The 23,092-nt window shown below is 66.5% G+C and carries 23 protein-coding genes and 1 pseudogene; 18 read left to right on the top strand and 6 right to left on the bottom strand.

Translation table 11 applies throughout. The annotated features are described in order from the left end of the window. The first annotated feature begins 63 nt into the window (after window positions 1–63). The 4 genes from modA to ACT7B3_RS13795 are packed head-to-tail and all read left to right on the top strand — an operon-like array spanning window position 64 to window position 3,272. On the top strand, window positions 64–921 hold the full coding sequence (modA, locus tag ACT7B3_RS13810) for a molybdate ABC transporter substrate-binding protein (protein WP_445158333.1): 858 nt from the start codon (window positions 64–66) through the stop codon (window positions 919–921). Beyond that, entirely contained in the window at window positions 921–1,589 is a 669-nt protein-coding gene (gene modB, locus ACT7B3_RS13805) for a molybdate ABC transporter permease subunit (RefSeq protein ID WP_445158332.1), read from the top strand. The genes modA and modB overlap by 1 nt, the downstream gene beginning before the upstream one ends. Beyond that, window positions 1,582–2,733: an ABC transporter ATP-binding protein gene (locus tag ACT7B3_RS13800; RefSeq protein ID WP_445158331.1), complete on the top strand. Its 1,152-nt coding sequence runs from the start codon at window positions 1,582–1,584 to the stop codon at window positions 2,731–2,733. The genes modB and ACT7B3_RS13800 overlap by 8 nt, the downstream gene beginning before the upstream one ends. After that, window positions 2,730–3,272 carry a DUF192 domain-containing protein gene (locus ACT7B3_RS13795; RefSeq protein ID WP_445158330.1) on the top strand — a complete coding sequence of 181 codons (543 nt, stop codon included), beginning with the start codon at window positions 2,730–2,732 and terminating at the stop codon, window positions 3,270–3,272. The genes ACT7B3_RS13800 and ACT7B3_RS13795 overlap by 4 nt, the downstream gene beginning before the upstream one ends. Here the strand turns inward: ACT7B3_RS13795 and ACT7B3_RS13790 are convergent. Beyond that, window positions 3,255–4,115 (bottom strand): DMT family transporter, encoded by an 861-nt coding sequence (locus ACT7B3_RS13790; RefSeq protein ID WP_445158329.1) that lies wholly within the window; start codon window positions 4,113–4,115, stop codon window positions 3,255–3,257. The genes ACT7B3_RS13795 and ACT7B3_RS13790 overlap by 18 nt on opposite strands. Before the next feature lie 179 nt (window positions 4,116–4,294). Between ACT7B3_RS13790 and ACT7B3_RS13785 the strand changes: the two genes are divergently transcribed. From ACT7B3_RS13785 to ACT7B3_RS13775, 3 genes are all read left to right on the top strand, one after another. Then, on the top strand, window positions 4,295–5,311 hold the full coding sequence (locus ACT7B3_RS13785) for a DctP family TRAP transporter solute-binding subunit (RefSeq protein WP_444676940.1): 1,017 nt from the start codon (window positions 4,295–4,297) through the stop codon (window positions 5,309–5,311). A 61-nt stretch (window positions 5,312–5,372) separates the two neighbouring features. After that, window positions 5,373–5,852: a TRAP transporter small permease gene (locus tag ACT7B3_RS13780; protein ID WP_445158328.1), complete on the top strand. Its 480-nt coding sequence runs from the start codon at window positions 5,373–5,375 to the stop codon at window positions 5,850–5,852. Continuing rightward, window positions 5,842–7,146: a TRAP transporter large permease gene (locus tag ACT7B3_RS13775; protein ID WP_445158327.1), complete on the top strand. Its 1,305-nt coding sequence runs from the start codon at window positions 5,842–5,844 to the stop codon at window positions 7,144–7,146. The genes ACT7B3_RS13780 and ACT7B3_RS13775 overlap by 11 nt, the downstream gene beginning before the upstream one ends. Here ACT7B3_RS13775 and ACT7B3_RS13770 read toward each other — a convergent pair. Then, window positions 7,143–7,673, bottom strand: coding sequence for a macro domain-containing protein (locus ACT7B3_RS13770; RefSeq protein WP_445158326.1), 531 nt, complete (start codon window positions 7,671–7,673; stop codon window positions 7,143–7,145). The genes ACT7B3_RS13775 and ACT7B3_RS13770 overlap by 4 nt on opposite strands. A 240-nt stretch (window positions 7,674–7,913) precedes the next feature. Here ACT7B3_RS13770 and ACT7B3_RS13765 point away from each other — a divergent pair, with 240 nt between their 5' ends. From ACT7B3_RS13765 to ACT7B3_RS13750, 4 genes are all read left to right on the top strand, one after another. Then, complete coding sequence (locus ACT7B3_RS13765; RefSeq protein ID WP_445158325.1) at window positions 7,914–8,141, top strand: DUF2798 domain-containing protein; 228 nt, start codon at window positions 7,914–7,916, stop codon at window positions 8,139–8,141. A gap of 359 nt (window positions 8,142–8,500) precedes the next feature. Beyond that, window positions 8,501–9,481, top strand: coding sequence for a TAXI family TRAP transporter solute-binding subunit (locus tag ACT7B3_RS13760; RefSeq protein WP_444676943.1), 981 nt, complete (start codon window positions 8,501–8,503; stop codon window positions 9,479–9,481). A gap of 135 nt (window positions 9,482–9,616) precedes the next feature. Then, window positions 9,617–12,214 carry a TRAP transporter permease gene (locus tag ACT7B3_RS13755; RefSeq protein ID WP_445158324.1) on the top strand — a complete coding sequence of 866 codons (2,598 nt, stop codon included), beginning with the start codon at window positions 9,617–9,619 and terminating at the stop codon, window positions 12,212–12,214. A gap of 12 nt (window positions 12,215–12,226) precedes the next feature. Continuing rightward, window positions 12,227–12,655 (top strand): universal stress protein, encoded by a 429-nt coding sequence (locus ACT7B3_RS13750; RefSeq protein ID WP_445158323.1) that lies wholly within the window; start codon window positions 12,227–12,229, stop codon window positions 12,653–12,655. Window positions 12,656–12,740: 85 nt separating this feature from the next. On the opposite strand, the gene soxZ is transcribed toward ACT7B3_RS13750, so the two are convergent. The 4 genes from soxZ to ACT7B3_RS13730 all read right to left on the bottom strand — a co-directional run bounded on the left by soxZ (window position 12,741) and on the right by ACT7B3_RS13730 (window position 16,374). Beyond that, a complete protein-coding gene (gene soxZ, locus ACT7B3_RS13745; protein WP_445158322.1) occupies window positions 12,741–13,541 on the bottom strand; it encodes a thiosulfate oxidation carrier complex protein SoxZ in 801 nt (266 codons plus the stop codon). 19 nt (window positions 13,542–13,560) lie between these two features. Further along, window positions 13,561–14,583: a YeeE/YedE family protein gene (locus tag ACT7B3_RS13740; RefSeq protein ID WP_445158321.1), complete on the bottom strand. Its 1,023-nt coding sequence runs from the start codon at window positions 14,581–14,583 to the stop codon at window positions 13,561–13,563. 85 nt (window positions 14,584–14,668) lie between these two features. Beyond that, a complete protein-coding gene (locus tag ACT7B3_RS13735; RefSeq protein ID WP_445158320.1) occupies window positions 14,669–15,985 on the bottom strand; it encodes an FCSD flavin-binding domain-containing protein in 1,317 nt (438 codons plus the stop codon). A gap of 11 nt (window positions 15,986–15,996) precedes the next feature. Continuing rightward, window positions 15,997–16,374 (bottom strand): c-type cytochrome, encoded by a 378-nt coding sequence (locus ACT7B3_RS13730; protein WP_445158319.1) that lies wholly within the window; start codon window positions 16,372–16,374, stop codon window positions 15,997–15,999. A 301-nt stretch (window positions 16,375–16,675) separates the two neighbouring features. Between ACT7B3_RS13730 and ACT7B3_RS13725 the strand changes: the two genes are divergently transcribed. The 7 genes and pseudogenes from ACT7B3_RS13725 (at window position 16,676) to ACT7B3_RS13695 (ending at window position 22,955) form a co-directional block, all read left to right on the top strand. Continuing rightward, window positions 16,676–17,491, top strand: coding sequence for a DUF2189 domain-containing protein (locus ACT7B3_RS13725; protein ID WP_445158318.1), 816 nt, complete (start codon window positions 16,676–16,678; stop codon window positions 17,489–17,491). Between the two features lie 104 nt (window positions 17,492–17,595). Continuing rightward, the gene (locus ACT7B3_RS13720) at window positions 17,596–18,114 is read left to right on the top strand and encodes a molybdopterin-dependent oxidoreductase (RefSeq protein WP_445158317.1); all 519 of its coding nucleotides are present in this window, start codon (window positions 17,596–17,598) and stop codon (window positions 18,112–18,114) included. Between the two features lie 25 nt (window positions 18,115–18,139). After that, window positions 18,140–20,353, top strand: coding sequence for an ATP-binding protein (locus ACT7B3_RS13715; protein WP_445158316.1), 2,214 nt, complete (start codon window positions 18,140–18,142; stop codon window positions 20,351–20,353). A 180-nt stretch (window positions 20,354–20,533) separates the two neighbouring features. Beyond that, window positions 20,534–21,118, top strand: a complete 585-nt coding sequence (locus ACT7B3_RS13710) for a cytochrome c peroxidase (protein WP_445158315.1) — start codon at window positions 20,534–20,536, stop codon at window positions 21,116–21,118. 249 nt (window positions 21,119–21,367) lie between these two features. Further along, window positions 21,368–21,804 (top strand): annotated as a pseudogene (locus ACT7B3_RS13705) (IS66 family transposase); the annotation flags it as partial. A 201-nt stretch (window positions 21,805–22,005) separates the two neighbouring features. Next, window positions 22,006–22,368 carry a cupin domain-containing protein gene (locus ACT7B3_RS13700; protein WP_001201003.1) on the top strand — a complete coding sequence of 121 codons (363 nt, stop codon included), beginning with the start codon at window positions 22,006–22,008 and terminating at the stop codon, window positions 22,366–22,368. 23 nt (window positions 22,369–22,391) lie between these two features. Next, a complete protein-coding gene (locus ACT7B3_RS13695; protein WP_001097412.1) occupies window positions 22,392–22,955 on the top strand; it encodes a chlorite dismutase family protein in 564 nt (187 codons plus the stop codon). The last annotated feature ends 137 nt before the right edge of the window (window positions 22,956–23,092 follow it).

Below are 23,092 nucleotides of genomic sequence, written 5' to 3'. Positions count from 1 at the left end.
CGGCTTTACCGGCCCTGCCTGCTGCATGACAATGCCGTCATCTCACTCGGGTCGAGAGCACGCATGGCACTGACATCTTCCCTTCGCTGGACGCTAGCGGCATGGCTGCTGGCCGTGGCGCCGGCGTCCTTTGCCGCCACGCCCACCGTGGCGGCAGCCTCCGATCTTCAGTTCGCCCTGGCCGAGGCCGCGAAGCGCTTCGAGGCCGAGAGCGGCCAGGCGCTGCGACTCAACTTCGGCTCGTCGGGCAACTTCCGCCGCCAGATTGCCCAGGGCGCCCCCTTCGAGCTCTACCTGTCGGCCGACGAAGCCTACGTGCTGGCGCTGCATGCAGAGGGGCTGACCGAGGATGAAGGGGTGGTCTATGCCATCGGCCGGCTGGCCTGGCTGCAGCGGGCCGGACGTGACGACCTGCCCGCAGAGGACGACCCGCTGGCCGGGGTGCGCGCAGCGCTGGCGGCGCACGCCCAGGGCGAGGGTCGGCCGCGCATCGCCCTGGCCAATCCTGAGCATGCCCCTTACGGCGTGGCGGCGCAGCAGGCGCTCGAGCGGGCTGGGCTGTGGGAGGCGTCGGCCGCGCTGCGTGTCCTTGGCGAGAACGTGTCCCAGGCGGCCCAGTTTGCGCTCTCCGATGATGCCCGTGGCGGGTTCGTCGCCTGGTCCCTGGCGCTGGCCCCGCAGCTGGCCGAACGCAGCGACTACGTGCTGGTTCCCGAAGCCTGGCACGCGCCGCTGGTGCAGCGAATGGTGCTGGTCAAGGGGGCCGGGGAAACCGCCCGGGCCTTCTATGCTTGGCTGCAGCAGGAGGAAGCGCGCGAGATCCTGTCCCGCTACGGGTTCCGCCTGCCCGGCGAGGCGCACGCGCCCCTGGGCGGCGAAGAGGATGCCGGGGCGCCTGGTGCAGTAAGCGAGACGCATTGATGGATTGGACGGCGCTGTCAGTCTCGCTGCAGCTGGCGGCGCTGACCTGCCTGTTCCTGCTGCCCGTCGGGCTGTGGCTGGGCCGCGCCCTGGCGCAGACGCACTTTCGCGGCAAGCCGCTGTGCGAGGCGCTGGTTGCCTTGCCGCTGGTGATGCCACCCACGGTGCTGGGCTTCTACCTGATGATGAGCTTCGGCCGCGACGCGCCGTTCGGTGCGTTGTGGCATCGTCTCACCGGCGAGGGGCTCAACTTTACCTTCACCGGCATTCTGCTGGCCTCGCTGGTGGCCAACCTGCCGTTCGCCGTGCAGCCGATTCAGCGTGCCTTCGAGGCGATGCCCGCCAACCTGCGCGAAGCGGCCTGGTGCAGCGGCCTCTCCCCCTGGCAGACCTTCCTGCGCATCGAGCTGCCGCTGGTGTGGCCCGGCGTGATCTCGGCGCTGGCGCTGACCTTTGCCCATACCTTGGGAGAGTTCGGGGTGATCCTGATGGTGGGGGGGGCCATCGACGGTGAGACCCGCACTCTCGCCATTGCCATCTACGACCGGGTGCAAGCCTTCGATGAGCGCGGCGCCGGCATCATGTCGGCCATGCTGCTGCTGGTCTCCTTCGTCACCATCGGAGTGGTCTACGGCCTGGCGGGCCGCAGGCGGTGGCGCCGTGTCTGACCTTCACCGCACCGTGCAAGAGGGTGGCCCGCTGCTGCCCGCGTCCGGCCGGCTGGAGGTGGCCGTGCAACAGGCCGGCCCCATACCTCTCGATGCACGCTTCCACTGCGAGGCCGGCGAGCTGCTGGCACTGGTAGGGCCTTCCGGCAGCGGCAAGACCTCGCTGCTGCGCGCCATCGCCGGGCTGATGACGCCGCGCTCGGGGCGCATCGCCTGCGGCGAGAACGCCTGGCTCGACACCGCGACCGGGGTCGACCTCGGGCCGCAGCGCCGCCGCATCGGCCTCGTCTTCCAGGACTACGCGCTGTTCCCGCACCTCACCGCTCGCGACAACATCCGCATCGCCCTGCGCCACCTCGAGCCGGCGCAGCGTAGCGAACAGGCGGCGCGCTGGCTTGCCCGAGTGCACCTGGACGGGCTGGGCGAGCGCTATCCGGCCCAGCTCTCCGGCGGCCAGCGCCAGCGGGTGGCGCTGGCCCGAGCGCTGGCACGCGAGCCCCGTGTGCTGCTGCTCGACGAACCCTTCTCGGCGGTGGATCAGGTCACTCGTAGGCGGTTGCAGCGCGAGCTGACGCGCCTGCGCGAGCAGATCCGCATTCCCATCGTGCTGGTTACCCACGACCTGGACGAGGCGATGGCCCTTGCTGACCGGCTGTGCGTGCTGCATGGTGGCAAGAGCCTGCAGATAGGCGACGCCGAGACGCTGTTCCGGCGCCCCGCCAGCGCCGAGGTGGCCCGGCTGCTCGACCGGCACAACCTGTTCCGCGGGCAGGTGGTGGACACTCCCCGTGGGCGACGGCTGCAGTGGGGCTCGCTGATGCTGGAAGTGGCCGGGGGGCTCGAGCGCCTGTCGCTGGGCCAGGCGGTAACCTGGTACCTGCCCGATTCCGATGTGGTGCTGCTGCGTTGCGACAGCCACTCGCGAGGCAACGTGGTGGCGGGGCGGGTGAGTGAGGTCATCGTGATGGGCGGCACCACCTCGCTGGCGGTGAGCGTCGATCAGGTCGGCGAGACGCTGCGTTTCGATGTCTCTACCCATGCCGCCAGGCGCGGCGCCCTGGCACGTGGCGTGCAGGTGAGGCTGGCCCTGCTGGCGGAGGGCATTCATCTGCTGCCGGAAGCTCCCAAGGAGATGACGACATGAGCATGGCCTATCATCCATCACGCTGGCGCCAGGGTGTCGTGCTGGCTGCCTTGTCCTTGCTGCTGTTGGCCTGGCAGTGGTCCGCCGGTGCCGCGGAGCCTGCCGCGCTGGAGTCGGTGCCCCTCGAGATCGACGCCGACGGCGAGCGCCATTGGCTCGAGGTGGAGCTGGCGCGTACCTCGGCCGAGCGTCAGAAGGGGCTGATGGATCGCGATCATCTCGCCCCCGATGCCGGCATGCTGTTTCTCTACGACGAGGCCCAGCCGCCCGAAGGGGGCTTCTGGATGTACCGCACCCGCATCCCGCTCGATATCGCCTTCCTCGACGCCGAGGGGCGCATCGCGGCCAAGGCCACCATGCAGCCTTGCCCTTCGCCAACCCCCCGCGACTGCCCGACCACCCTGGCCGGGGTAACCTATCATGCCGCGCTGGAAGTGAACGCCGGCTACTTCGAGGCGCACGGCATCGAGGTAGGGGCCTGCGTGAGCTGGCCGGGCCGGGAGGTCGCTTGCCAGACCGACTCAGCGGCTGTCGATTAAGCTGCGAAAGCGAATCACGATCAGCGCCACCCCGGCGATGACCATGGCCCCGCCGCCCAGCACGTGGGCGTTGAGCGACTCGCCCAGCAGCACGATGCCCAGCACCACCGCCCCCACCGGCACCAGCAGGCTCAACGGCGCCAGCCGGCTGACCGGATGGCGTCGCAGCAGGCCGTACCACAGGCCGTAGGCGACGATCGACGACATCACCGCGGTATAGAACACCGCTCCCCAGCCGAACACGCCGGCCGCCGCCATGGCGCCGAGCTGGTCGCGCTCGAACCACCAGGAGCCGAGGGCCACCTGCGGCACGGCGAACAGCGCCGTCCAGCCGGCCAGGGCCATGGGCGCCAGGTTCGGCCCCCGCTTGATTAGCAGCTGCGAAACCGCCCAGCCGAAGGCGCTAAGCAACAGCAGGGCCATGGGCAGCGGCGAGGGCAGGCTGGGGCCGCCGGCGAGGATGATGACGCCAGCGAAGGAGAGCAAGAGCCCCGCCAGGCGCTTGGCGCTCAGGCGCTCGCCGAGAAACACCATCGCCAGCAGGGTGGCGAACGGGGTGCCCATCTGTACCAGCAGTGCCCCGGTGCCGGCTTCCGCCTGGCCCAGGCCGATGAACAGCAGGGCGAAGTGCAGGCTGCCGAAGGTGACGGAAAGCAGCAGCAGGAAGGCGAAATGCTGCCGGGCGACGGGATGAAAGGGCACCAGCAGGGCCGCGACCAGCAGGAAGCGCAGGGTGGTCAGCAGCAGCGGCGGCAGCTCCTCGACGCCGAGCTTGATGACGATGATGTTCAGGGCCCAGATGGCCACGATCACTAGGCCCAGCAGCAAGTCACGAAGTGGCACGGGAGTTCCTTGTGGGAAGACGGCGGCAGGTGGTGCGGGCGTCGTCGAAATGGCGCTCGGCCGGGCTACCATTCAACGCACAAGGTCGTAGAATATCGTAGCGCGTTAATTATCTCGCCACTTCAAAACGATAATCATGGCCGCGCTGCCCGCGCCGGCCTCAGCTGCAAGGACACCTCATGACTTCCGCACGTCGCCTCACACGTTTTGCCGCGGCGCTGGCCGGTGCCGCCGTGCTCACCGCCTCGCTCTCTTCTACCGTGCAAGCCCGCGAACTCTCCGTCTCCACGGTACTGTCCAACGCCTTCCCCTGGGGCCAGGCGGCCGAGAAATGGGCCGAGCTGGTGGAGGAGCGCACCGGAGGAGAGCTGACCCTGCGCGTCTATCCCAACTCGCAGCTGGTGTCTGGCGACCAGACCCGCGAATTCTCCGCCATGCGCTCCGGCCTGATCGACATGGCGGTGGGCTCGACCATCAACTGGTCGCCCCAGGTGCCCGAGCTTAACCTCTTCTCGCTGCCGTTCTTCATGCCCGACGAGGCGGCCGTGGATGCGGTGACCGGCGGCGAGGCCGGCGAGATGATCTTCGAGGCCATCCAGGCCCGCGGCGTGGTGCCGCTGGCCTGGGGCGAGAACGGCTTTCGCCAGCTCTCCAACTCGCGTGGGCCGATCAGCGAGCCGGGCGACCTGCGCGGGCTGAAGATTCGCGTGGTGGGCTCGCCGCTGTTCCAAGACACCTTTACCGCACTGGGCGCCGACCCCACCCAGATGAGCTGGACCGACGCCCAGCCGGCGCTGACCACCGGCGCTGTGGATGGCCAGGAAAACCCGCTCTCGGTGTTCGACGTGGCGCGCATCGACCAGGTGGGTCAAGCGCATCTGACCCTGTGGAACTACATGAACGACCCGCTGATCTTTGCCGTCAACCAGCGCGTGTGGGATTCGCTCTCTGCAGAGGAGCGCGAGATCCTGCGCGACACCGCCATCGAGGCCGGCCAGTGGGAGATCGCCATGACCCGCGAGCAGGAGAGCGAGCGGCTGGCCGATATCCAGTCGCGCGGCGTACAGGTGACCGAACTGAGCGAGGCGCAGCATGAGGCCTTCGTCGCCGCTACCCGCAGCGTGCACGACAAGTGGATCCCGCGCATCGGCCAGGAGCTGGTGAGCACGGCACGCCAGGCCATCGACGCGCGCTGAGCCTCTTCCCGCCTAACCCCGGCGTCCTGCGCGGCGCCGGGTCTTTCCCTGCGAGGCGTCCATGAAGTTCTCTCCCGATGCCAGGCTGGAGCGCTGGCTGGGTTCGCTGGCGCTGGCGATCATTTCACTGATCAGCCTGGGCAACGTCATCACCCGCTACGTGACCGGCGGTTCGCTGGCCTTCACCGAGGAGTTCTCGGTATTCCTGCTGGTGGTGCTCACCTTTGCTGGCGCCGCGGTGGCGCTGCGGCGCAACGGCCATATTCGCGTCGGCCTGCTCGAGCGCGCCCTTCCGCCCGGGCCGCGCCGCGTGCTGATTCTCTTCCAGAGCCTGTGCGGCGCCATCGTGCTGGGGCTGATCGCCTGGTACGGCGCCAAGCTGACCTGGGAGGAGTATCAGTGGGAGTCGCTGTCACCGGGGCTGGGGCTGCCGCAGTGGTGGTACCTGCTGTGGCTGCCGCTGCTGTCCGCCGCCATGCTGGTGCGGCTGGCGCAGCAGACCCTCGACCGCCTGCGCGGGAGGCTCGACGATGAGCCCTGACCTGTGGATGATCCTGGCCTTCGCCGGCCTGCTGATCGCCGGGGTGCCGGTGGCGTTCTCGCTGGCGCTGGCCGGGGCGGTGGGCATCGTGGCGGGGCTCTCGCCGGACATGCTGGCCACGCTTGGCACCAATACTTACAACAGCATCGCCAAGTACCCGCTGATCGCTATCCCGCTGTTCATCATGACCGGGCTGATCTTCGAGCGTGCCGGGGTGGCGCTGCGTCTGGTGCGCTTCGCCCAGGCGCTGATCGGCCCGCGTCATGGCGGCCTGGCGCTGGTGGCGGTGCTGGTGTGCATGATCATGGGCGGCATGAGCGGCTCCGGGCCGGCGGACGCCGCGGCAGTGGCCATGGTGATGCTGCCCAGCATGACCAAGGCCGGCTACCCCAAGCCCTTCTCGGCCACGCTGATCGCCGCGTCGGCCTCGACGGCGATCCTGATTCCGCCCTCGGTGGCGCTGATTCTCTACTCCATCGTGGTGCCCGGGGTCGACCTGCGGGCGCTGTTCGCGGCCGGGCTGTTTCCCGGCATCCTGGCCGGTCTGGCGCTGCTGGTGCCGGCGCTGCTGGTCTCGAAGCGCTACGGTTGGGAGGGCGGCACGCCGGTGGAGGGAGCGGAACGGCTCAAGGTGGGCGAGACCTTCAAGCAGGCGCTGCCGGCGCTGTTCGCACCGGTGCTGATCCTGGGCGGGCTGCGCTCGGGGCTGTTCACCCCCACCGAGGCGGCGGTGGTAGCGGTGGCCTACGGCGCCCTGGTGGGGCTGTTCCTGACCCGTGAGCTGAGCCTGCGCGACCTGTGGAGCCTGCTCGGCGAGGCGGCGGTGATCTCCGGCGTGGTGATGCTGATCATCGCCCTGGCCGGCATCTTCGCCTGGGCCGGCACCATGCTCGGCACCTTCCGCCACCTGGCGGAGTGGATCATCGGGCTCTCCGACAACGGCGTGATGCTGCTGATCCTGATCATGCTGGCGGTGCTGCTGGCCGGCATGCTGCTCGACGCCATCTCGATCTACCTGATCATGATGCCGATCCTGATTCCGGTGATGCAGCACTTCGGCTGGAACCCGGTGTGGTTCGGCATCCTGCTGGCAATGAACATCGCCATCGGCCAGTTCACCCCGCCGGTGGCGGTCAACCTGATGGTGACCACCAACATCGCCAGGATTCGCCTGGAACAGACCGTGGGCTGGGCGCTGCTGTTCGTGCTGGCCATGGCCAGCGCCCTGGCGCTGGTGGCGATCTTCCCCGGGATCGCGCTGTGGCTGCCGCGCACTCTCGGTTACAACGTCTAGTCCAGGTCGGCCAGGGTGCGCTCGAAGCAGGCGGCGCTGTCGGCATCGAACAGCACGAAGCGCACCCGTTCGATGCCGGGGCAGCGGGGCAGGGTGGCCTTCACCGTGCTGAGTGCGACCCGGGCGGCCGCCTCCAGTGGATAGCCGAAGGCGCCCGCCGACAGGGCGGGAAAGGCAATGCTGGTAAGCCCGTGCCGCTCGGCCAGCTCCAGCGCGTGGCGATAGCAGTCGGCCAGCAGTATCTCTTCCGGCGTGTCGCGGCCGTAGACCGGCCCCAGGCAGTGAATGACATGGCGGTTGGGCAGGCCGAAGGCTTCGGTGATGACGGCCTGGCCGGGCGCGATCGGCGCCAGCGGGCGGCAGGCACGGTCGAGCTCCGGCCCGGCGGCGCGGTGCAGGGCGCCGGCCACGCCGCCACCGGGGCGCAGCTGGGCATTGGCGGCATTGACCACGGCGTCGATATCCGGCTGTCGGGCAATATCCCCCTGGCGGCACTCGATCTGGGCGGGCGTGCTCTGGGCAGGCATGGCAAGGCTCCCTGGCTATTGGCGGTCACGGTCGCTGTTGGCGCTCGTGCGGCTATTGGCGGTCGTGGGAACTGCGGCGCCAGGCTGAATTCGCGCCGCGCTGGCGTTGATTCCCTTCATTCTGGTCGTCCATCGCGGCGGGTGACAAGGAGCGCTGCGCGCAAGGGTCGCACCCGCTCCCATCGCCTCCATGCGCTATAGGTTATAAATTTATTCGTTTCTGTTTGCTGGAGATGACCCATGCTGTCCCCCCGCTATGCCCCGCTGGCCTTTTCCCTGCTGATGTCGATTTATATGGTCACGCTGATGACCTTCGTGATCACCTGGGTCAATACCGGCCTCGACGAAGGCTTCATGGCACGCTGGTGGAGGGCCTTCTACATTGCCTGGCCGATTGCCTTTGTGCTGATCCTGGCGGGCGCCCCGCGCCTGCAGCGCCTGGTCGGTCGTCTGGTGAAGAAGGGGTAGCGGGGCGAGCTGCCTGGAAAAGCCGGAAAGACTCAGCGCAGTGCGCCGGCAAAGCCCTGATGGCGCCTTGCCCAAAAACCTGTGGAGTGGCCTGCAGGCCGAGGTTTTTTTTGTGCAACGCGGTATTTGTGGGCGGGAAGACTGGCGTAAACCACTTTTTTCGGCGCTACAAAGAAAAATTAACGCCCCCTTAACGTTACAAAACGGCTAGAATTCACGATGTTGAGAAAGTCACCTTCAAGGTGACGTTTTTTCGCTAAAGTAGAGAGAGGCGGTTAAACCGCCGGCGGCCGGCCGTGAGTCGGCCGGTATTCTGCTTTTGCAACATCAGCTTGCCAATAACGTCAAGAGGTGTGTTCATGAAACGCCATGCATTCTCCGCAGCCGCTTTTTCCGGGGCTCTTCTGGGTGCTGCGATGTTCTCTGCGCCTGCCGTGGCCCAGGATCGCTTCATCACCATCGGTACCGGCGGCCAGACCGGCGTCTACTACGTGGTAGGCCAGTCCGTCTGTCGCATGGTGAATCGCGGCAGTGACGAGCACAACATTCGCTGCAACGCGCCGTCCACCGGGGGCTCCGTGGCTAACGTCAACGGCATGCGCAGCGGCGAGCTGGACATGGGCGTGGTGCAGTCCGACGTCCAGTACCGTGCCTACAACGGCGAAGCCAACTTCGAATCCGACGGCGCCTGGGAAGACATGCGTGCGGTGTTCACCATGCACGGCGAGCCGCTGACCGTGGTCGCCCGCGCCGACTCCGGCATCCAGCACTTCACCGACTTCCCCGGCAAGCGGGTCAACATCGGCAACCCGGGCTCCGGCCAGCGCAATACCATGAACGTGGTGATGGACGCCATGGGCTGGGATACCAGCACCTTCTCGCTGGCCTCGCAGCTGGATGCCGCCGAGCAGGCCGCGGCGCTGTCCGATAACAATATCGACGCCATGGTCTATGTGGTCGGGCATCCCAACGGCTCCATTCAGGAAGCCACCACCACCATCGACGCCCGCATCATTCCGGTGACCGGCGACGAAATCGACGCCCTGGTCGAGGAGTATCCCTACTACACCCGTTCGGTGATCCCCGGCGGCCTCTACCGCGGCAACGATGAGGACGTCGAGACCTTCGGCGTGGCGGCCACCTTCGTGACCTCCACCGCAGTCGACGAAGAAGTCGTCTACGAGACCGTCAAGGCGGTATTCGAGAACTTCGACCGCTTCAAGCGCCTGCATCCGGCCTTCGAGAACCTCAACGAAGAGGACATGATCTCCGACGGCCTGACCGCTCCGCTGCATGATGGCGCCGCTCGCTACTACCGCGAGCGCGGCTGGCTCGAGTAAGGTCGGTTAACGCGAGGGGGCTTCCCCTCCACTGATGATGCGCGGACGCCCACAAGGGGTCCGCGCATCTGTTTACGGTTCATCAACCGCTGCAAACAGGGTGCTTCATGTCAACCAACCTTGGGCAGGTCTCTCATGACGGATAACAAGACGACGCCTCGTTCGAGTGATGTCGACCTGGAGGATATGGTCGCCTCGAGCGATACCGGGGCACGCAAGCCGCTTGGCGCACCGGGCAAGCTGCTGGTCGGCGTGGCTGCCGCCTGGTCGCTGTTCCAGCTCTGGATTGCGTCGCCGCTGCCCTTCATCTTCCGCGTCGGGGTGTTCAATGCCACCGAGGCGCGCTCCATCCACCTGGCCTTCGCGATGTTCCTGGCCTTCATGGCCTATCCCGCGCTCAAGCGCTCGCCGCGCGATCGCATCCCCATCCAGGACTGGGTGCTGGCGCTGGTCGGGGCCTTCTGTGCCGCCTACATCTTCCTCTTCTACGCCGAGCTCTCGGATCGCCCGGGCTCGCCGATCCTGCAGGACGTGATTGTCGGCGTGGTGGGCATCCTGGTGCTGCTGGAAGCGACGCGCCGAGCGCTCGGCCCGCCGCTGATGATCGTCGCCGCCGTCTTCATCGCCTACTCGCTGTTCGGCCCCTACATGCCGGGCATCCTGGCGCACCGCGGGGTGAGCCTGAACGGGCTGGTCAACCACCAGTGGCTGACCACCCAGGGCGTGTTCGGCATCGCGCTGGGCGTGTCCACCAGCTTCGTGTTCCTCTTCGTGCTGTTCGGCGCGCTGCTCGACAAGGCGGGCGCCGGCAACTATTTCATCAAGGTCGCCTTCTCCATGCTCGGCCACTACAAGGGTGGGCCGGCCAAGGCGGCCGTGGTGGCTTCCGGCATGACCGGGCTGATCTCGGGTTCCTCCATCGCCAATACCGTGACCACCGGTACCTTTACCATCCCGATGATGAAGCGGGTCGGCTTCTCCTCCGAGAAGGCGGGCGCGGTGGAGGTGTCCTCGTCGGTCAACGGCCAGATCATGCCGCCGGTGATGGGCGCCGCGGCCTTCCTGATGGTCGAGTACGTCGGCATCCCCTACGTGGAGGTCATCCGCCACGCCTTCCTGCCGGCGGTGATCTCCTATATCGCGCTGATCTACATCGTCCACCTCGAGGCGCTGAAGGCCAACATGACCGGGCTGCCGTCGAGCAATCCGGCGCGGCCACTGCTCAACAAGGTGATCGGCTTCCTCACCGGCCTGATCCTGCTGATGGCGCTGTCGTTTGCCGTCTACTACGGCCTCGGCTGGCTCAAGCCCGTGCTGGGCGATGCCACGCCCTGGGTCGTCGGCGTGGGCCTGGCCGTGGTCTACGTGGGCCTGCTCAAGCTCGGCTCCTACTATCCCGAACTCGAGCTCGACGACCCCACCTCCAAGGTGGTGGTGCTGCCTCAGACCCGGCCCACGGTGATGGTGGGGCTGCACTACATCCTGCCGGTCGTGGTGCTGGTGTGGTGCCTGATGGTCGAGCGCCTGTCGCCGGGGCTGTCGGCGTTCTGGGCCACGATGTTCATGATCTTCATCATGGTAACGCAGCGTCCGATCATGGCCTTCTTCCGCGGCCGCAGCCGCATTGTGGCCGACATCAAGGAGGGCCTCCTCGACCTGTGGGACGGCCTGGTAGCCGGCGCTCGCAATATGATCGGCATCGGCATCGCCACCGCCACCGCGGGCGTGGTGGTGGGTGCCGTCTCGCAGACCGGTGTCGGCCTGGTGCTGGCCGACGTGGTCGAGATACTGGCCATGGGCAACCTGATGCTGATCCTGCTGCTCACCGCGGTACTCAGCCTGATCCTCGGCATGGGTCTGCCCACCACGGCGAACTACATCGTGGTATCGGCGCTGATGGCGCCGGTGATCGTGCTGCTGGGCCAGCAGAACGGCCTGATCGTGCCGCTGATCGCGGTGCACCTGTTCGTGTTCTATTTCGGCATCATGGCTGACGTGACGCCGCCGGTGGGGCTGGCCTCGTTCGCCGCGGCGGCGGTCTCCGGCGGCGACCCGCTGCGCACCGGCTTCCAGGCCTTCTACTACAGCCTGCGCACCGCGGCGCTGCCGTTCCTGTTCATCTTCAATACCGACCTGCTGTTGATCGACGTCGGCTGGCTGCAGGGCATCGTGATATTCATTATCGCGACCATCGCCATGCTGATCTTCGCCGCGGGAACCCAGGGCTACCTGCTGGTGCGCAGCCGCTGGTATGAGTCCCTGCTGCTGCTGCTGGTGGCCTTCACCCTGTTCCGCCCCGGCTACTGGATGGATCGCATCCACGACCCGTACGAGTCGATTCCGCCGGCCCAGTTCGCCGAAGCGCTCGGCGAGGTGGACGACGGTAGCCAGCTGCGCGTCCAGATTGCCGGCGAAGATGCCTTCGGCGACCCCATGACCACCTATGTGCTGGTGCCGGTGCCGCGTGGCGACAGCGCCGAGGAGCGCATGGAGCGCCTGGGTATGGAGCTGTGGATCGACGGCGACCAGGCCACGGTCGACTTCGTCCAGTTCGGCAGCCTGGCGGCGGACCTCGGCTTCGACTTCGACCAGGAGATCATCGAGGTGCTAGCGCCGGTGGATCGCTGGGCCAAGGAGTGGATGTGGATTCCTGGCTTCCTGTTGTTTGGCCTGGTGCTGCTGCTGCAGCAACGCCGCCGCGGGCGCGAGCCTGCCGCGGCAGGTGCCACCTGAGGAGGATGAGGCATGTACCACAAGATACTGCTATCAGTAGATCTCAACGAGCAGAGCTCCTGGTCCAAGGCACTGCCCACGGCCGTCACCCTGTGTCGCACCTTCGGGGCGTCGCTGCACCTAGTGACGGTGATGCCGGACTACCACATGCCGCTGGTCGGCTCCTACTTTCCGCGGGATTTCTCGAAGAAGGCGCACGAGGCGGTGTCGCAGGCGCAGCACCGCTTCATCGAGGAGCACGTACCGGAAGACATCAAGGTGCAGTCGGTGATCGCCGATGGCTCGCCCTGGGAGGCGATCATCAAGGTAGCCAAGAAGCTCGAGGTTGACCTGATCGTGATGGCCTCGCACAACAAGCGCAAGTTCGCCGACTACGTGCTCGGCCCCAACGCCGAGCATGTGGTGCACCATGCCAAGGTGTCGGTGATGATCGTGCGCTGAGCCTTCCCAGCCATGCAATCGCCCCGCCCCGGCTTGCCGGGGCGGGGCGACATCGTTTCAGGTTCGTTGCGAACTTGGCGCAGCCTCAGGATGCGCCGAGGTCGGTGCTGTGGCGCGCGCTGTTGCCGCTGTCGTCATGCCATTCGAACAGCGCCTCGGCGTCGCTTTCGGGGGTCAGGTAGAAGCGCAGGTAGGGGTTGGCCGAAACGGCCTGGTGCAGCTCGGCCTCGAAGGCGATGTCGCCATCCAGCGAGACGGTGAAGCGTTCGATGATATGCCGCGGCAGCGTCTCGCCGTTCTCCGCCTCGCGCAACCCCGTTTCCATGGGGTGGCTGATCAGGGTGCGCACCTCGGCCGGCTGCCCGCTGCCGACGCTGACGCGCGGATTGGCCAGTGGCTCGGGGGCATCGTCGCCGCTGCGCAGCAGGCAGCCGCTGACCGTGACGCGCACCTCGCGGGCCGTGGCGAAGCGCTCGCCCGCCTGGCTGGTGGCGATCGCAATAACCTGCTGGGTCTCGTTGAGGCGTACCCGGGTCGAGACCTCCGGCTTGCCGCTCAGCGGGGTCAGCAGGAAGGTGGCGATCTCCGGGTAGGGGTTGGCGGTGGCGAACAGGTCGATACGCTCGATCCGGTCGCCTTCGGCCAGCTGGCCGTCGAAGCTGACCGTGAGTGGCACCGCGGAGCCATCCTCGGAGACGTGGGGCAGCTCGAGCACCAGCCCCTTGGTGTGGGGCTCCTCGCCTGCCAGCAGCTGCTGGGCGGCATCGAGCTGCTGCCAGGGGCCGGCCAGCGCCGGCCCGATCAGACCGAAGCCGAGTGCGGCGATTGCCAGCTTGAGCGGCAGGCGGCGGGCCGCGAAAGTGGGGGTGGGGCGGGATGGGCGCATGACTCCTCCAGAAAGTCGGTCAGCCCTTGGACAGCGCCAAGGGGCCGGTGATTCCCAGGCGGGCACCCAGGGCAATGCCCGCCAGTGCGGCAAAGGTGGCCAGCGACAACGTCGAGAAGCCCGACAGCCCCTGGCCGATGGAGCAGCCCAGCGACATGACACCGCCGACGCCCATCAGCGCCCCGCCGGCCATGCCGCGCAGCATGTGCGTAGGGCCGTCGAAGGCGCACAGCACGAAGTCGCGGCGCGCCAGTGCCATCAGCAGCGCGCCGAGCACCACGCCGGCCACCACGCTGACCCCGAAGCCGAGGCGCGAGCCGGTGGAGAGCATCAGGTACTGCAGCGCCTCGCCGATGGGAGCGACGAAGGTGAGGCTGGCCAGGCGCACCGGCTCGAAGTCGTCGAAGCCGAGCACGCCGGTGGCGTACCAGCTCGCCGGTATCAGGCTGCCGATGATGACGCCGCTCAGCCAGTCGCGCGGTGAGCCGCGCAAGGGCGCGCTGGCAAAGGCCCAGGCCAGCAGCGCCCCCCCCAGCAACAGCGCCGGCAACAGCGGGGGCAGGCCCAGCAGGTGCGGCAGGTCCCGGGCCGGCAGGGCGAGGGTGAAGCCTTCCAGCCACAGGCGCAGCGACGCCAGCACCCCAGAAAGCGTCATGTAGGCGGCAAGCCCCAGGCAGACCAGCACCACGAAGCTGCGCAGGTTGCCGCTGCCGAGCAGGACCAGGGCGCGGGCGCCGCAGCCGTTAGCCAGGGCCATGCCGTAGCCGAACAGCACCCCGCCCAGGGGAACGGCGAGCCAGGCCAGGTTCGGCGCGGGGTAGAGCGAGGCATTCAGATTGACCAGGCCGGCGCTCGCCAGCGCCTGGCTGCCGAGCAGGGCCACGGCCATGGCAATGGCAAATGCCCTGAGGCGGCGTCCATCGCCGTGGCGCCAGCGGTGGACGAACCCCCGCAGCAGGCAGAAGCCCGTGGCCTGGCCGGTGGCGCCGAAAACCAGGCCGATGAGCAAGCCCGACCAGGCAACCAGCTCGGTATGGCTCATGGTGTCGTGATTCCTCGTGCCGTCAAAGTCGTTGGGCCGCCCCAGTGGGCGGCCCAAGAGTATACCGGGTGAACGAGGCCGGGTGTCAGAGCTGCGTTCCCCAGGTGTCCTGGCAGATGGCGTTGTACCAGCCCACGGCATATTCGGCTTCCAGCGCTCGGGTGGCACTGGGGGCATCCGCCGGGCTGACGCCGCCGGCCCCCTCCACCTCGGCGATGACGCCCTCCTGCACGCGGTAGACACCGGCCACCGAGATGCCGTAGTCCGGGCCCACCAGGCTGTAGCAGGTGTTGGTCCAGTAGGCTTGCGGCGCGGAGCGTGACTCCAACGAGGCGGCAATGGCGGCCGCCACCACCTTGGCCTGCGCATTGGCGCAGAAGCCGGACTTGGGCATCGGCGCCGCCACGGTAGCATCGCCCACCACGTAGATGTGCTCGACCTGCTGGGACTCGAAGGTCTCCGCCTTCACCGGTACCCAGCCGGAGGCGTCGACGACCCCCGCCCGCTCGGCGATCCAGCCCGCCTTCTGCGGCGGAATCACGTTGAGCACGTCGGCGCGGTGCACGGTGCCGAACTCGGTCTCGACTTCCAGGGTGTCGGCATCCACCCGGGTGACGCGGCCGTCGTCGGACAGACCGACCCACTCGATGCGATCACCGTAAAGCCGCTCCCAGCCCTCCATGAACAACCCTTGCTTGGAGAAGTTGTCCTTGGCGTCGAGGATCAGCACCTTGGACTTCGGCTTGTACTCCGAGAAATAGTGCGCGATCAGGCTGGCCCGCTCGTAGGGCCCGGGCGGGCAGCGGAAGGGGTTGGCCGGAGCCACCATGACGAAGGTGCCGCCATCCTCCATCTCTTCGAGCTGTCGACGCAGCAGCTCCGTCTGAGCGCCGGCCTTCCAGGCGTGAGGCGCCTTTTCAGCGGCTGCCTCGTCGTAGCCCTCCAGGGCGTTCCAGCGGATGTCGATGCCGGGCGAAAGCACCAGGCGGTCGTACTCCAGCACGCGTCCGGTAGACAGCGTTACCTTGCGCGCCGCCGAATCGATGTCCTCGGCGGTGGCGTGGATCACGCGTACGCCGTAGCGGTCGGTGAGCTCATCGTAGCCGTGGGCGATGCTGCGCATGTCGCGCAGGCCGCCCAGGAAGAGGTTGCTGAATGGGCAGGTGTAGAAGGTTTCGGCGGGCTCGACCAGGATCACCTCAATGGCCGGGTTGGCGCGCTTCAGGTACTTGGCCGCCGTGGCGCCACCGAACCCGCCCCCGACCACGATGACCTGGCCGGCGCTCTGGCCGCCGATGGCGAACGGGGCAGCACCGGCGGCCAGCGGCAGCAGCGAAGCGGCGCCCAGGCCCTTGATCAGCTGGCGGCGCGACAGGCCGCTGCGAATAACGTCGTGGCTCATGTGGCGCTTCCTCACTCTTGTGTCGGCTGATCTTCGGCGTCGGTCGCGTCATCGTCCCGCAGGTCGATGGCGGCAAAATGGCGTGCCAAGGCACCAAGCTCTTCGTCGGTGAAGCCCTTGGCGATGCGGTCCATGATGGTGGTGTCGGTGGCCTGGCCGTGCTTGAACGCCAGCAGGCGAGACTCCAGCGCTGCGGCTGGGCGCCCGGCGATGGCCGGCACGATGCCGGCAAGGCGACCATCGGTGCCATGGCAGTTGGCGCAGCTGCCCGCCATCACCTCGAGCTGGGCTTGCGAAAAGGTGGCCTCGGCCATTGCCGCCTGGGGCAGGCCGGCCGACAGCAGCAAGCCGACCAGCGGCAGGGCTGCCATGCCTGATAACCGGTTCATGTTGGGCTCCGTGGTTCGTTTCTCGTACAGCTCGCATGGTACTGCGGGGGGTGGCGGGTCAGAAGGAACGCTTTTGCATTCTTATATTCCTTTTGTTTTATAAAGTAAGCTTTTTATGCCCAAAGGTAAGCGGGCGCATGGCTCCGCGCTGCTGCCGTCGTGGGCTGGTGCGTTGACCATCTACGGCGGCAAGCTTGCGCCAGGTCAACTACAGTGACGAAGCAGGACAACAACAAGACGCTCCACGGCCAGCGTGCCGCCCAGGGCGCCTCACCCTCTCTCGGCGACATGGGGTAAGACAATGAACGCAACGACAAGATCCAATCCGCATTCAGCCGCGCCTTCCGTCAAGATCATCATCAACCCGGTCGGCATGGACAGGCCCAAGGCATGGCTGGCGGCGGGCATCGAGGACTTCCGCCGCGCCACCGCGGTCAGCCTGGCCTACGGCATGTTCTGGGTCGGCATCAGCATCGCCGTGACCGTGGGTGCGCTGATGCTCGACCTGTGGCACTGGCTGCTGCCGCTGATCGCCGGCTTCATGTTCATCGGCCCGCTGGTGGCCGTTGGCTCCTACGGCATCAGCCGAGCCCTGGAGGCCAACCGCGCCCCGCATCTCGGCGACGCCTTCAGCGCCTGGAAGCCGCATGCCGGCCAACTGGCGATGATGGGCGTGATGATGATGATCTTCTTCCTGGCCTGGATTCGCCTGGCCACGCTGCTCTTCGCGCTGTTCTACGGCTTCGAGGCGCCCAGCGCCGCGGCGCTGTATGCCTCGCTGCTGACCACCCCGCAGGGGCTCGGGTTGATCGCCGTCGGCACGGCGGTGGGGGCCGTGCTCGCCTTCGGTGCCTTCAGCATCAGCGTCGTGGCCATCCCCACCCTGATGGACCAGGACCTGACCTTCATGGAGGGCATCGAGGCCAGCGTGCGTGCCGTGGCGCGCAATTTCCGTCCCATGCTGCTGTGGGCGGCCATCCTCACCGGCTGCGTGCTGGTCGGGGTGCTCACCTTCTACATCGGCCTGGCCCTCATCCTCCCCGTGCTGGGGCATGCCAGCTGGCACGCCTACGAGGACCTGGTGCGCTGCGAGCCGCTGGACAAGCTCGCCACCTGAGACCCGTCCCGCCGCAGGGAATCCCCCTGCGGCCACCAAATCCGACTGACCTTTCGTGGCATTTCGCGTACGCTGTCGGCGTTTTCCAGCCATAGCGGACAGCCATGAAGATTCGACCTGCCTGCGTGCGCCACGTGCTTCTCAGCAGTGGCCTGATGCTGTCCAGCCTGCCGGCCCTTGCCGCGGCGCTGCCGCCGCCCTCGGACGAGGTCATCCTGCGCGTCACCGGGGCGGTGGCATACCCCAACGTGGGGGCGGAGCTGCACCTCGACCGGGCGCTGATGATGGGCCTGTCGCCCACGTTAGTGATCACCCATACCCCCTGGACCGAAGGCGAAGGGCATTTCGAGGGACCGTTGTTCCGCGCCGTGCTCGAGGCCGCCGGCGTCCAGGCCAGCGAAGTCCGCGTCTCTTCGCTGGATGGTTTCGGGGCCACCGTGCCGGTATCCGAACTGCACGACTATGGGGTCATCCTCGCGGTCATGCGCGATGGCGAACCGCTCTCGGTACGCGAGCTCGGCCCGGTGTTCGTGCTCTACCCCTTCGACGACCACCCGGAGCTGCTGACCCATGCCGTGCGCTTTCGCTCGGTGTGGCATGCCAGCGAGATCCATGCTCCCTGAAGGCTGTTGATTTCGGAGCCCGCGCATGTTGCGTTTTCCCCTCAGGCTGAAGCTGGGTGCCGCCGCCACGCTGCTCTTCTTTGCCGCCGCCCTGGTGGTGGTGGGCCTGGCGGCCTGGCGCCAGGAGGGCCTGCACCAGGGCGTGGTGGCCGATGCAGCCTGGTATGCCTACAAGCTCGACCGCGACATCGTGCAGCTGCGCAGCGACCTGGCGCTGGGCAGCGGAAGCGGGCAGTCGCTGGAAGCCCTGCGGCTGCGCTTCGACCTGATCGCCAGTCGCCTCAGCCTGTCCCGGCGGGGCGATGTCGCCGGGGTGCTCGAGCAGATCCCGGCCGCTGCCCGCCTGATGCCGTCGTTGTTCGGCTACATGGACGACATCGACCGGCTGCTCGATGAGCTGACCAGGCTCGACCAAGGCGTACGCTGGGTGGTGAACGACCGGCTGCAGCGCATCGGCAGCTACAGCGAGCAGCTGGTGGTGGCGATCAACGGCCATATCGCCGAGGCGGCTACGCACGAGCGCCAGGCGCTGCAGAGCCTCTACGCTCTGCTGCTGGCACTGATCATGGCCATGTCGCTGGCCGGCTTGCTGGTCGCGATCTTCCTCTTTCGCGAAGTGAGGGAGAATGCGGCGGCGCGCAGTTCCCTCGAGACCCTAAGCCGCGAGCTGCAGGCCACGGCCCATCGTGCCGAGGCGGCCAGCCAGTCGAAGTCGGAGTTCCTCGCCACGGTCAGCCATGAGATCCGCACCCCGCTCAACGGGGTCATCGGCATGAGCGACCTGCTGCTCGACCAGCCGCTCGACTCGCGCTCGCGCGACTATGCCCGCACGCTTCATCTCAGCGCCGAACGCTTGCTGGAACTCATCAACGACATTCTCGACTTCTCCAAGATCGAGTCGGGGCGGCTCGAGCTTGAGCGCCGCCCGGTGCCGCTGGCTTCCATGGTGGAGGATGCCTGCCGCCTGTTCGCCCCTCGCGCCGAGGCCAAGGGGCTGGCGCTGACTTACCACCTCTCACCGCAGCTGCCGCCGCTGTTGATGGGTGACCCCTCGCGCCTGCGCCAGGTGCTGCTCAATCTGCTGGCGAATGCCATCAAGTTCACCGAGCTGGGCGAAGTGCGCGTCGAGGCCGCCTTGACCGATGAGGGCCGGCTGAAGCTGAGCGTCTACGATACCGGCCCCGGTATTCCCGAGGCGCTGCACGACCGCCTGTTCGAGCCCTTCCTGCAGGCCGACGCCTCCATTTCGCGCCACTATGGCGGCACCGGGCTGGGGCTGGCGATCTGCCGCCGCCTGACCTACGCCATGGGCGGCAGCATCGGGGTCGACAGTCGACCGGGCGTGGGCAGCCGTTTCTGGTTCGAGCTGCCGCTGGAGGCGGCGGAAGGGGAGCCGGAGCCCGAAGCGGAGCGGGGCAAGCCGAGGCCCTTGCCGCAGGCGGCCGGGGCGCAGGTACTGCTGGTCGAAGACAATGCCGTCAACCAGCAGGTCGCCGTGGCCATGCTGGAGCGGCTCGGCTGCCGCGTGCAGGTGGTCGGCAGCGGGCCGCAGGCGCTCGAGCGCGTCGAGCAGGCGAGCTTCGACCTGATCTTCATGGACGTGCAGATGCCCGGCATGGATGGCCTGCAGGCCACGCGCCGGCTGCGTGCGCTGGGCGGCTGGCAGGCGCAGGTGCCGATCGTGGCGATGACCGCGGCCGGCCCCGGCGCGGATCGTGAGCGCTGCCTCAAGGCCGGCATGAGCGACTACCTGACCAAGCCGCTCGACCGCATGGCGCTGGCCCGCTGCCTGCAGCGGGTGGCCCAGGCCACCGATCCTGCCGCCGCCCCCGGCAGCGATGTCGCCATTGATGCGTCCCGCCAGGTCGACACCGGGCTGCTCGATCCGCAGGCGCTGGCCGAGCTGCTGGAAACCCTCGGCCCCGGCCCCCTGGCGACGCTGGTGGCGCTGCACCGCGAACAGCTGGCGAACTATCGCCAGGCCATGGCCCAGGCCCTGGCGCAGCACGACCTGGAGGGCGTGGCGGCAGCCGCCCACCGCACCAAGGGCGAGTCGGCTAGCCTTGGCGGCGTGGCGCTGGCAGACGCGGCGCGCCGGCTCGAGACGCTGGCGCGCGAAGGGCAACAGGATGCGGCGCGTGGCCAATTCGAGGCCCTGGAGGCGTGCATGGCCCCCACCCTGCAGGCGCTCGATCTCTGGCTGGCCGTCCATGTGCCGGCCTCGCCACGGCAGGGTTGAGCCGGCGCAGCGCCGGCCAAAATAAGTGACTTGCGATTGACCATCGTCAAGGACAAGCCCGGTAGCAGGGTGCGGCGTCTTGTCGCGGCGGTTGCGCTTCCGCTAGGTTGGGCTTGACGACTGTCAAGGCAACTGTGGGACCGCCTGGCGGGTCATGACCGAGGGGAACAAGAAATGGCAATGAAGACACTACTGGCCACCGCGGTAGCGGGCGCGATGACGCTTGGCACCGCCTGGGCCGTGGATAACGACGAGATCCGCGATCGCGCCAACCGGGTGCTGGGCAGCGTGCAGGCGACACCGGCCGAGGATATCGAGAATCCCGTCGCCCAGCTGGGGCAAGCGCTGTTCTGGGACATGCGCCTCTCCTCCAACGGCAAGGTGGCCTGTGCCAGCTGTCACTTCCAGGAGAACTGGGGCTCCGACAGCCGCGAGCGTTCGATCAACGCACGGGGCGGGCGCACCATGCAGTCGCAGACGGTCTTTCACTCGATGGAAACCCCCGGGCTGCGCTGGCTGGCCGATCGTGAAAACGGCGCCGCCCAGGCAATGGGCTCCATCACCGGCTCGATGGGCTTCGACCAGCGTACCGATATCCTGCCGGTGCTGATCGAACACGGTTACGAGGAGCTGTTCCAGGCCGCCTTCCCCAATGACCCGGAGCCGGTTTCGGTCGAGAACTACGGCCAGGCGCTGGAATTCTACCAGACGACCCTGCGCACCCCGGCCCCGTTCGATGGTAACCGTCCGGTGATTCCACCTTGAGCCAAATCGCCTGCCGACCAAAAGGCTCGAAGCTTACCACCCGGTCGATTCCGGTCAGATCCAGAAACGCCTCGTCGATGGAGTAGACATCCACTCTCGATGCCAGAGCTTCCAGGGTCGTCATCACCCGCCGGCTTATATCGCCATTTGTGTGGAATAGAGAATCAATTGGAACGGGGGCTTTGCTCGCCCCCCCTTGAACTTCTCATACCCAACCTGTTTGGCTATAGCTACTGAGGAGATCGCGGTGGCCCACCAAATCTTCCGGTCATCCTGTTCAATTACACCGCTAGCCGTACCCAGGAGGTGCCGCAGCGCCTCCTGGAGGCAGAAAGGCGTCGAGCGTATAGGTTGCTGGGCATGCGCGGCGCAAGTTCATCAGAAAACTCAATCCAAGGGCAAGATCGGCCGAGCGGAGATGGCACTGACTCTTATCAACAAGCTCTACGGCATCGAGCGCGACATGGAAGAGGCGGGCGATGCCCAGCGATACCAGACGCGCCAGTCGCAAAGCCAGGCTTTCCTGGAGCAACTGAAAGCTAGGCTGGACAAAACCCCTCCCCAGGTCACGTCGTCAAAGTGCCTTGGGCAAGCAATCAATTGCCTTGCGAGCAACTGGTTAAAGCTGATCCGCTACATCGAAAGGGGGACACCTGCCCATCGACAACAACCCTGCCGAGCGGGCGAGCCACCTTCTCATGTACATATGACCAAAGCGTCGCCCGTCTCCTCCCGTTATGTCATGCCTACCCACGACGGAGTATTGACGGTCTCTGTGCGCCAGAGCATAGTTTTCCCGAAGGGCGCTTAGGTACATATCTTCATGTGCTGTCCAGGCGCAGTTGCGTTTAGAGTACGTGTCCAATCAGTTTTAAATGGGTGTGAACATGAGAGCAGAAACTGAATCGCGGATTTTTTCGGTGGATGAATATGTTCGTCCGTCTAACGGCGAACCGATTCGTTCGGTTGTTCTGGAAACCAATGACTCTGTCGTCGTTGTTTGGCACGCCCACCCTGGGCAGGAAATAGCTTCCCATGTACATCCTCACGGCCAAGATACTTGGACGGTTATCTCAGGTGAAGCCGAATATCATCAAGGTAACGGCATAGTCACTCATCTTAAAGCTGGAGATATTGCGATCGCAAAACCTGGGCAGGTACATGGTGCAATGAACTCTGGCCCCGAACCTTTTATATTTGTTTCAGTGGTTGCGCCGGGCAATGCCGGTTTTGCGTTGGCTGAGAAATAGGCGAAAGGCCTGAGAGGAAACTGATGAATACACGATTATTTACGTTCGCTGGTGGAGAAACGGGTGTTTGGCGCGTTGTTCGGATGGATGCCGTGGCGGGAGCCCCTCTCCCTGGAATCCCCCGGCTCGACGTAGCCGCTGGCTCTGTTTCGCCGCAGCCTTTGGGCACCAAATGGCTTCTTCGCGGGATAACGAGTAACGAGCGTTATGTCGTGCGTGAAGAGAAGGATCGTCTCGTGGCGAAGCAGCCAAGTTTGGGTCGAGCAGAGGCCACCTGTGCCGCCCTGATCCCTATCCGGAAAAACCCCTCATGGTGGGGACTGGCTCAAGACGAACGCCGGAAGATTTTTGAGGAGCAGTCCCGTCACATTCACATTGGGCTCCAATATCTCCCTGCTGTGGCCCGTCGTCTCCACCATTGTCGGGACCTGGGCGAGAGCGAACCCTTCGACTTCTTGACGTGGTTCGAATATTCCCCGTCTGATGAGCCGGGCTTTAACAGGCTTTTGGCCGAACTCCGGGCCTCGGTGGAGTGGAAGTATGTCGACAGAGAAATCGACATCCGGCTAGTGCATGAGCCGGCCTAGTATCAGGTTTAACTGCGATCTCCGTGCGGCATACACCTGCGACACCCGCAGCCCAGCAAAGCCCGGAAAATCTAGTGTGTCTAATAACTTAGGAGTAACACGACACGTATGCCTAGCGAGCCACCAGTCGCTTGGGA

The sequence above is a fragment of the Halomonas sp. E14 genome (assembly GCF_052568415.1).
The sequence above is the reverse complement of the archived record's forward strand: the minus strand, read 5'-3'. Positions and strand labels throughout refer to the sequence as shown.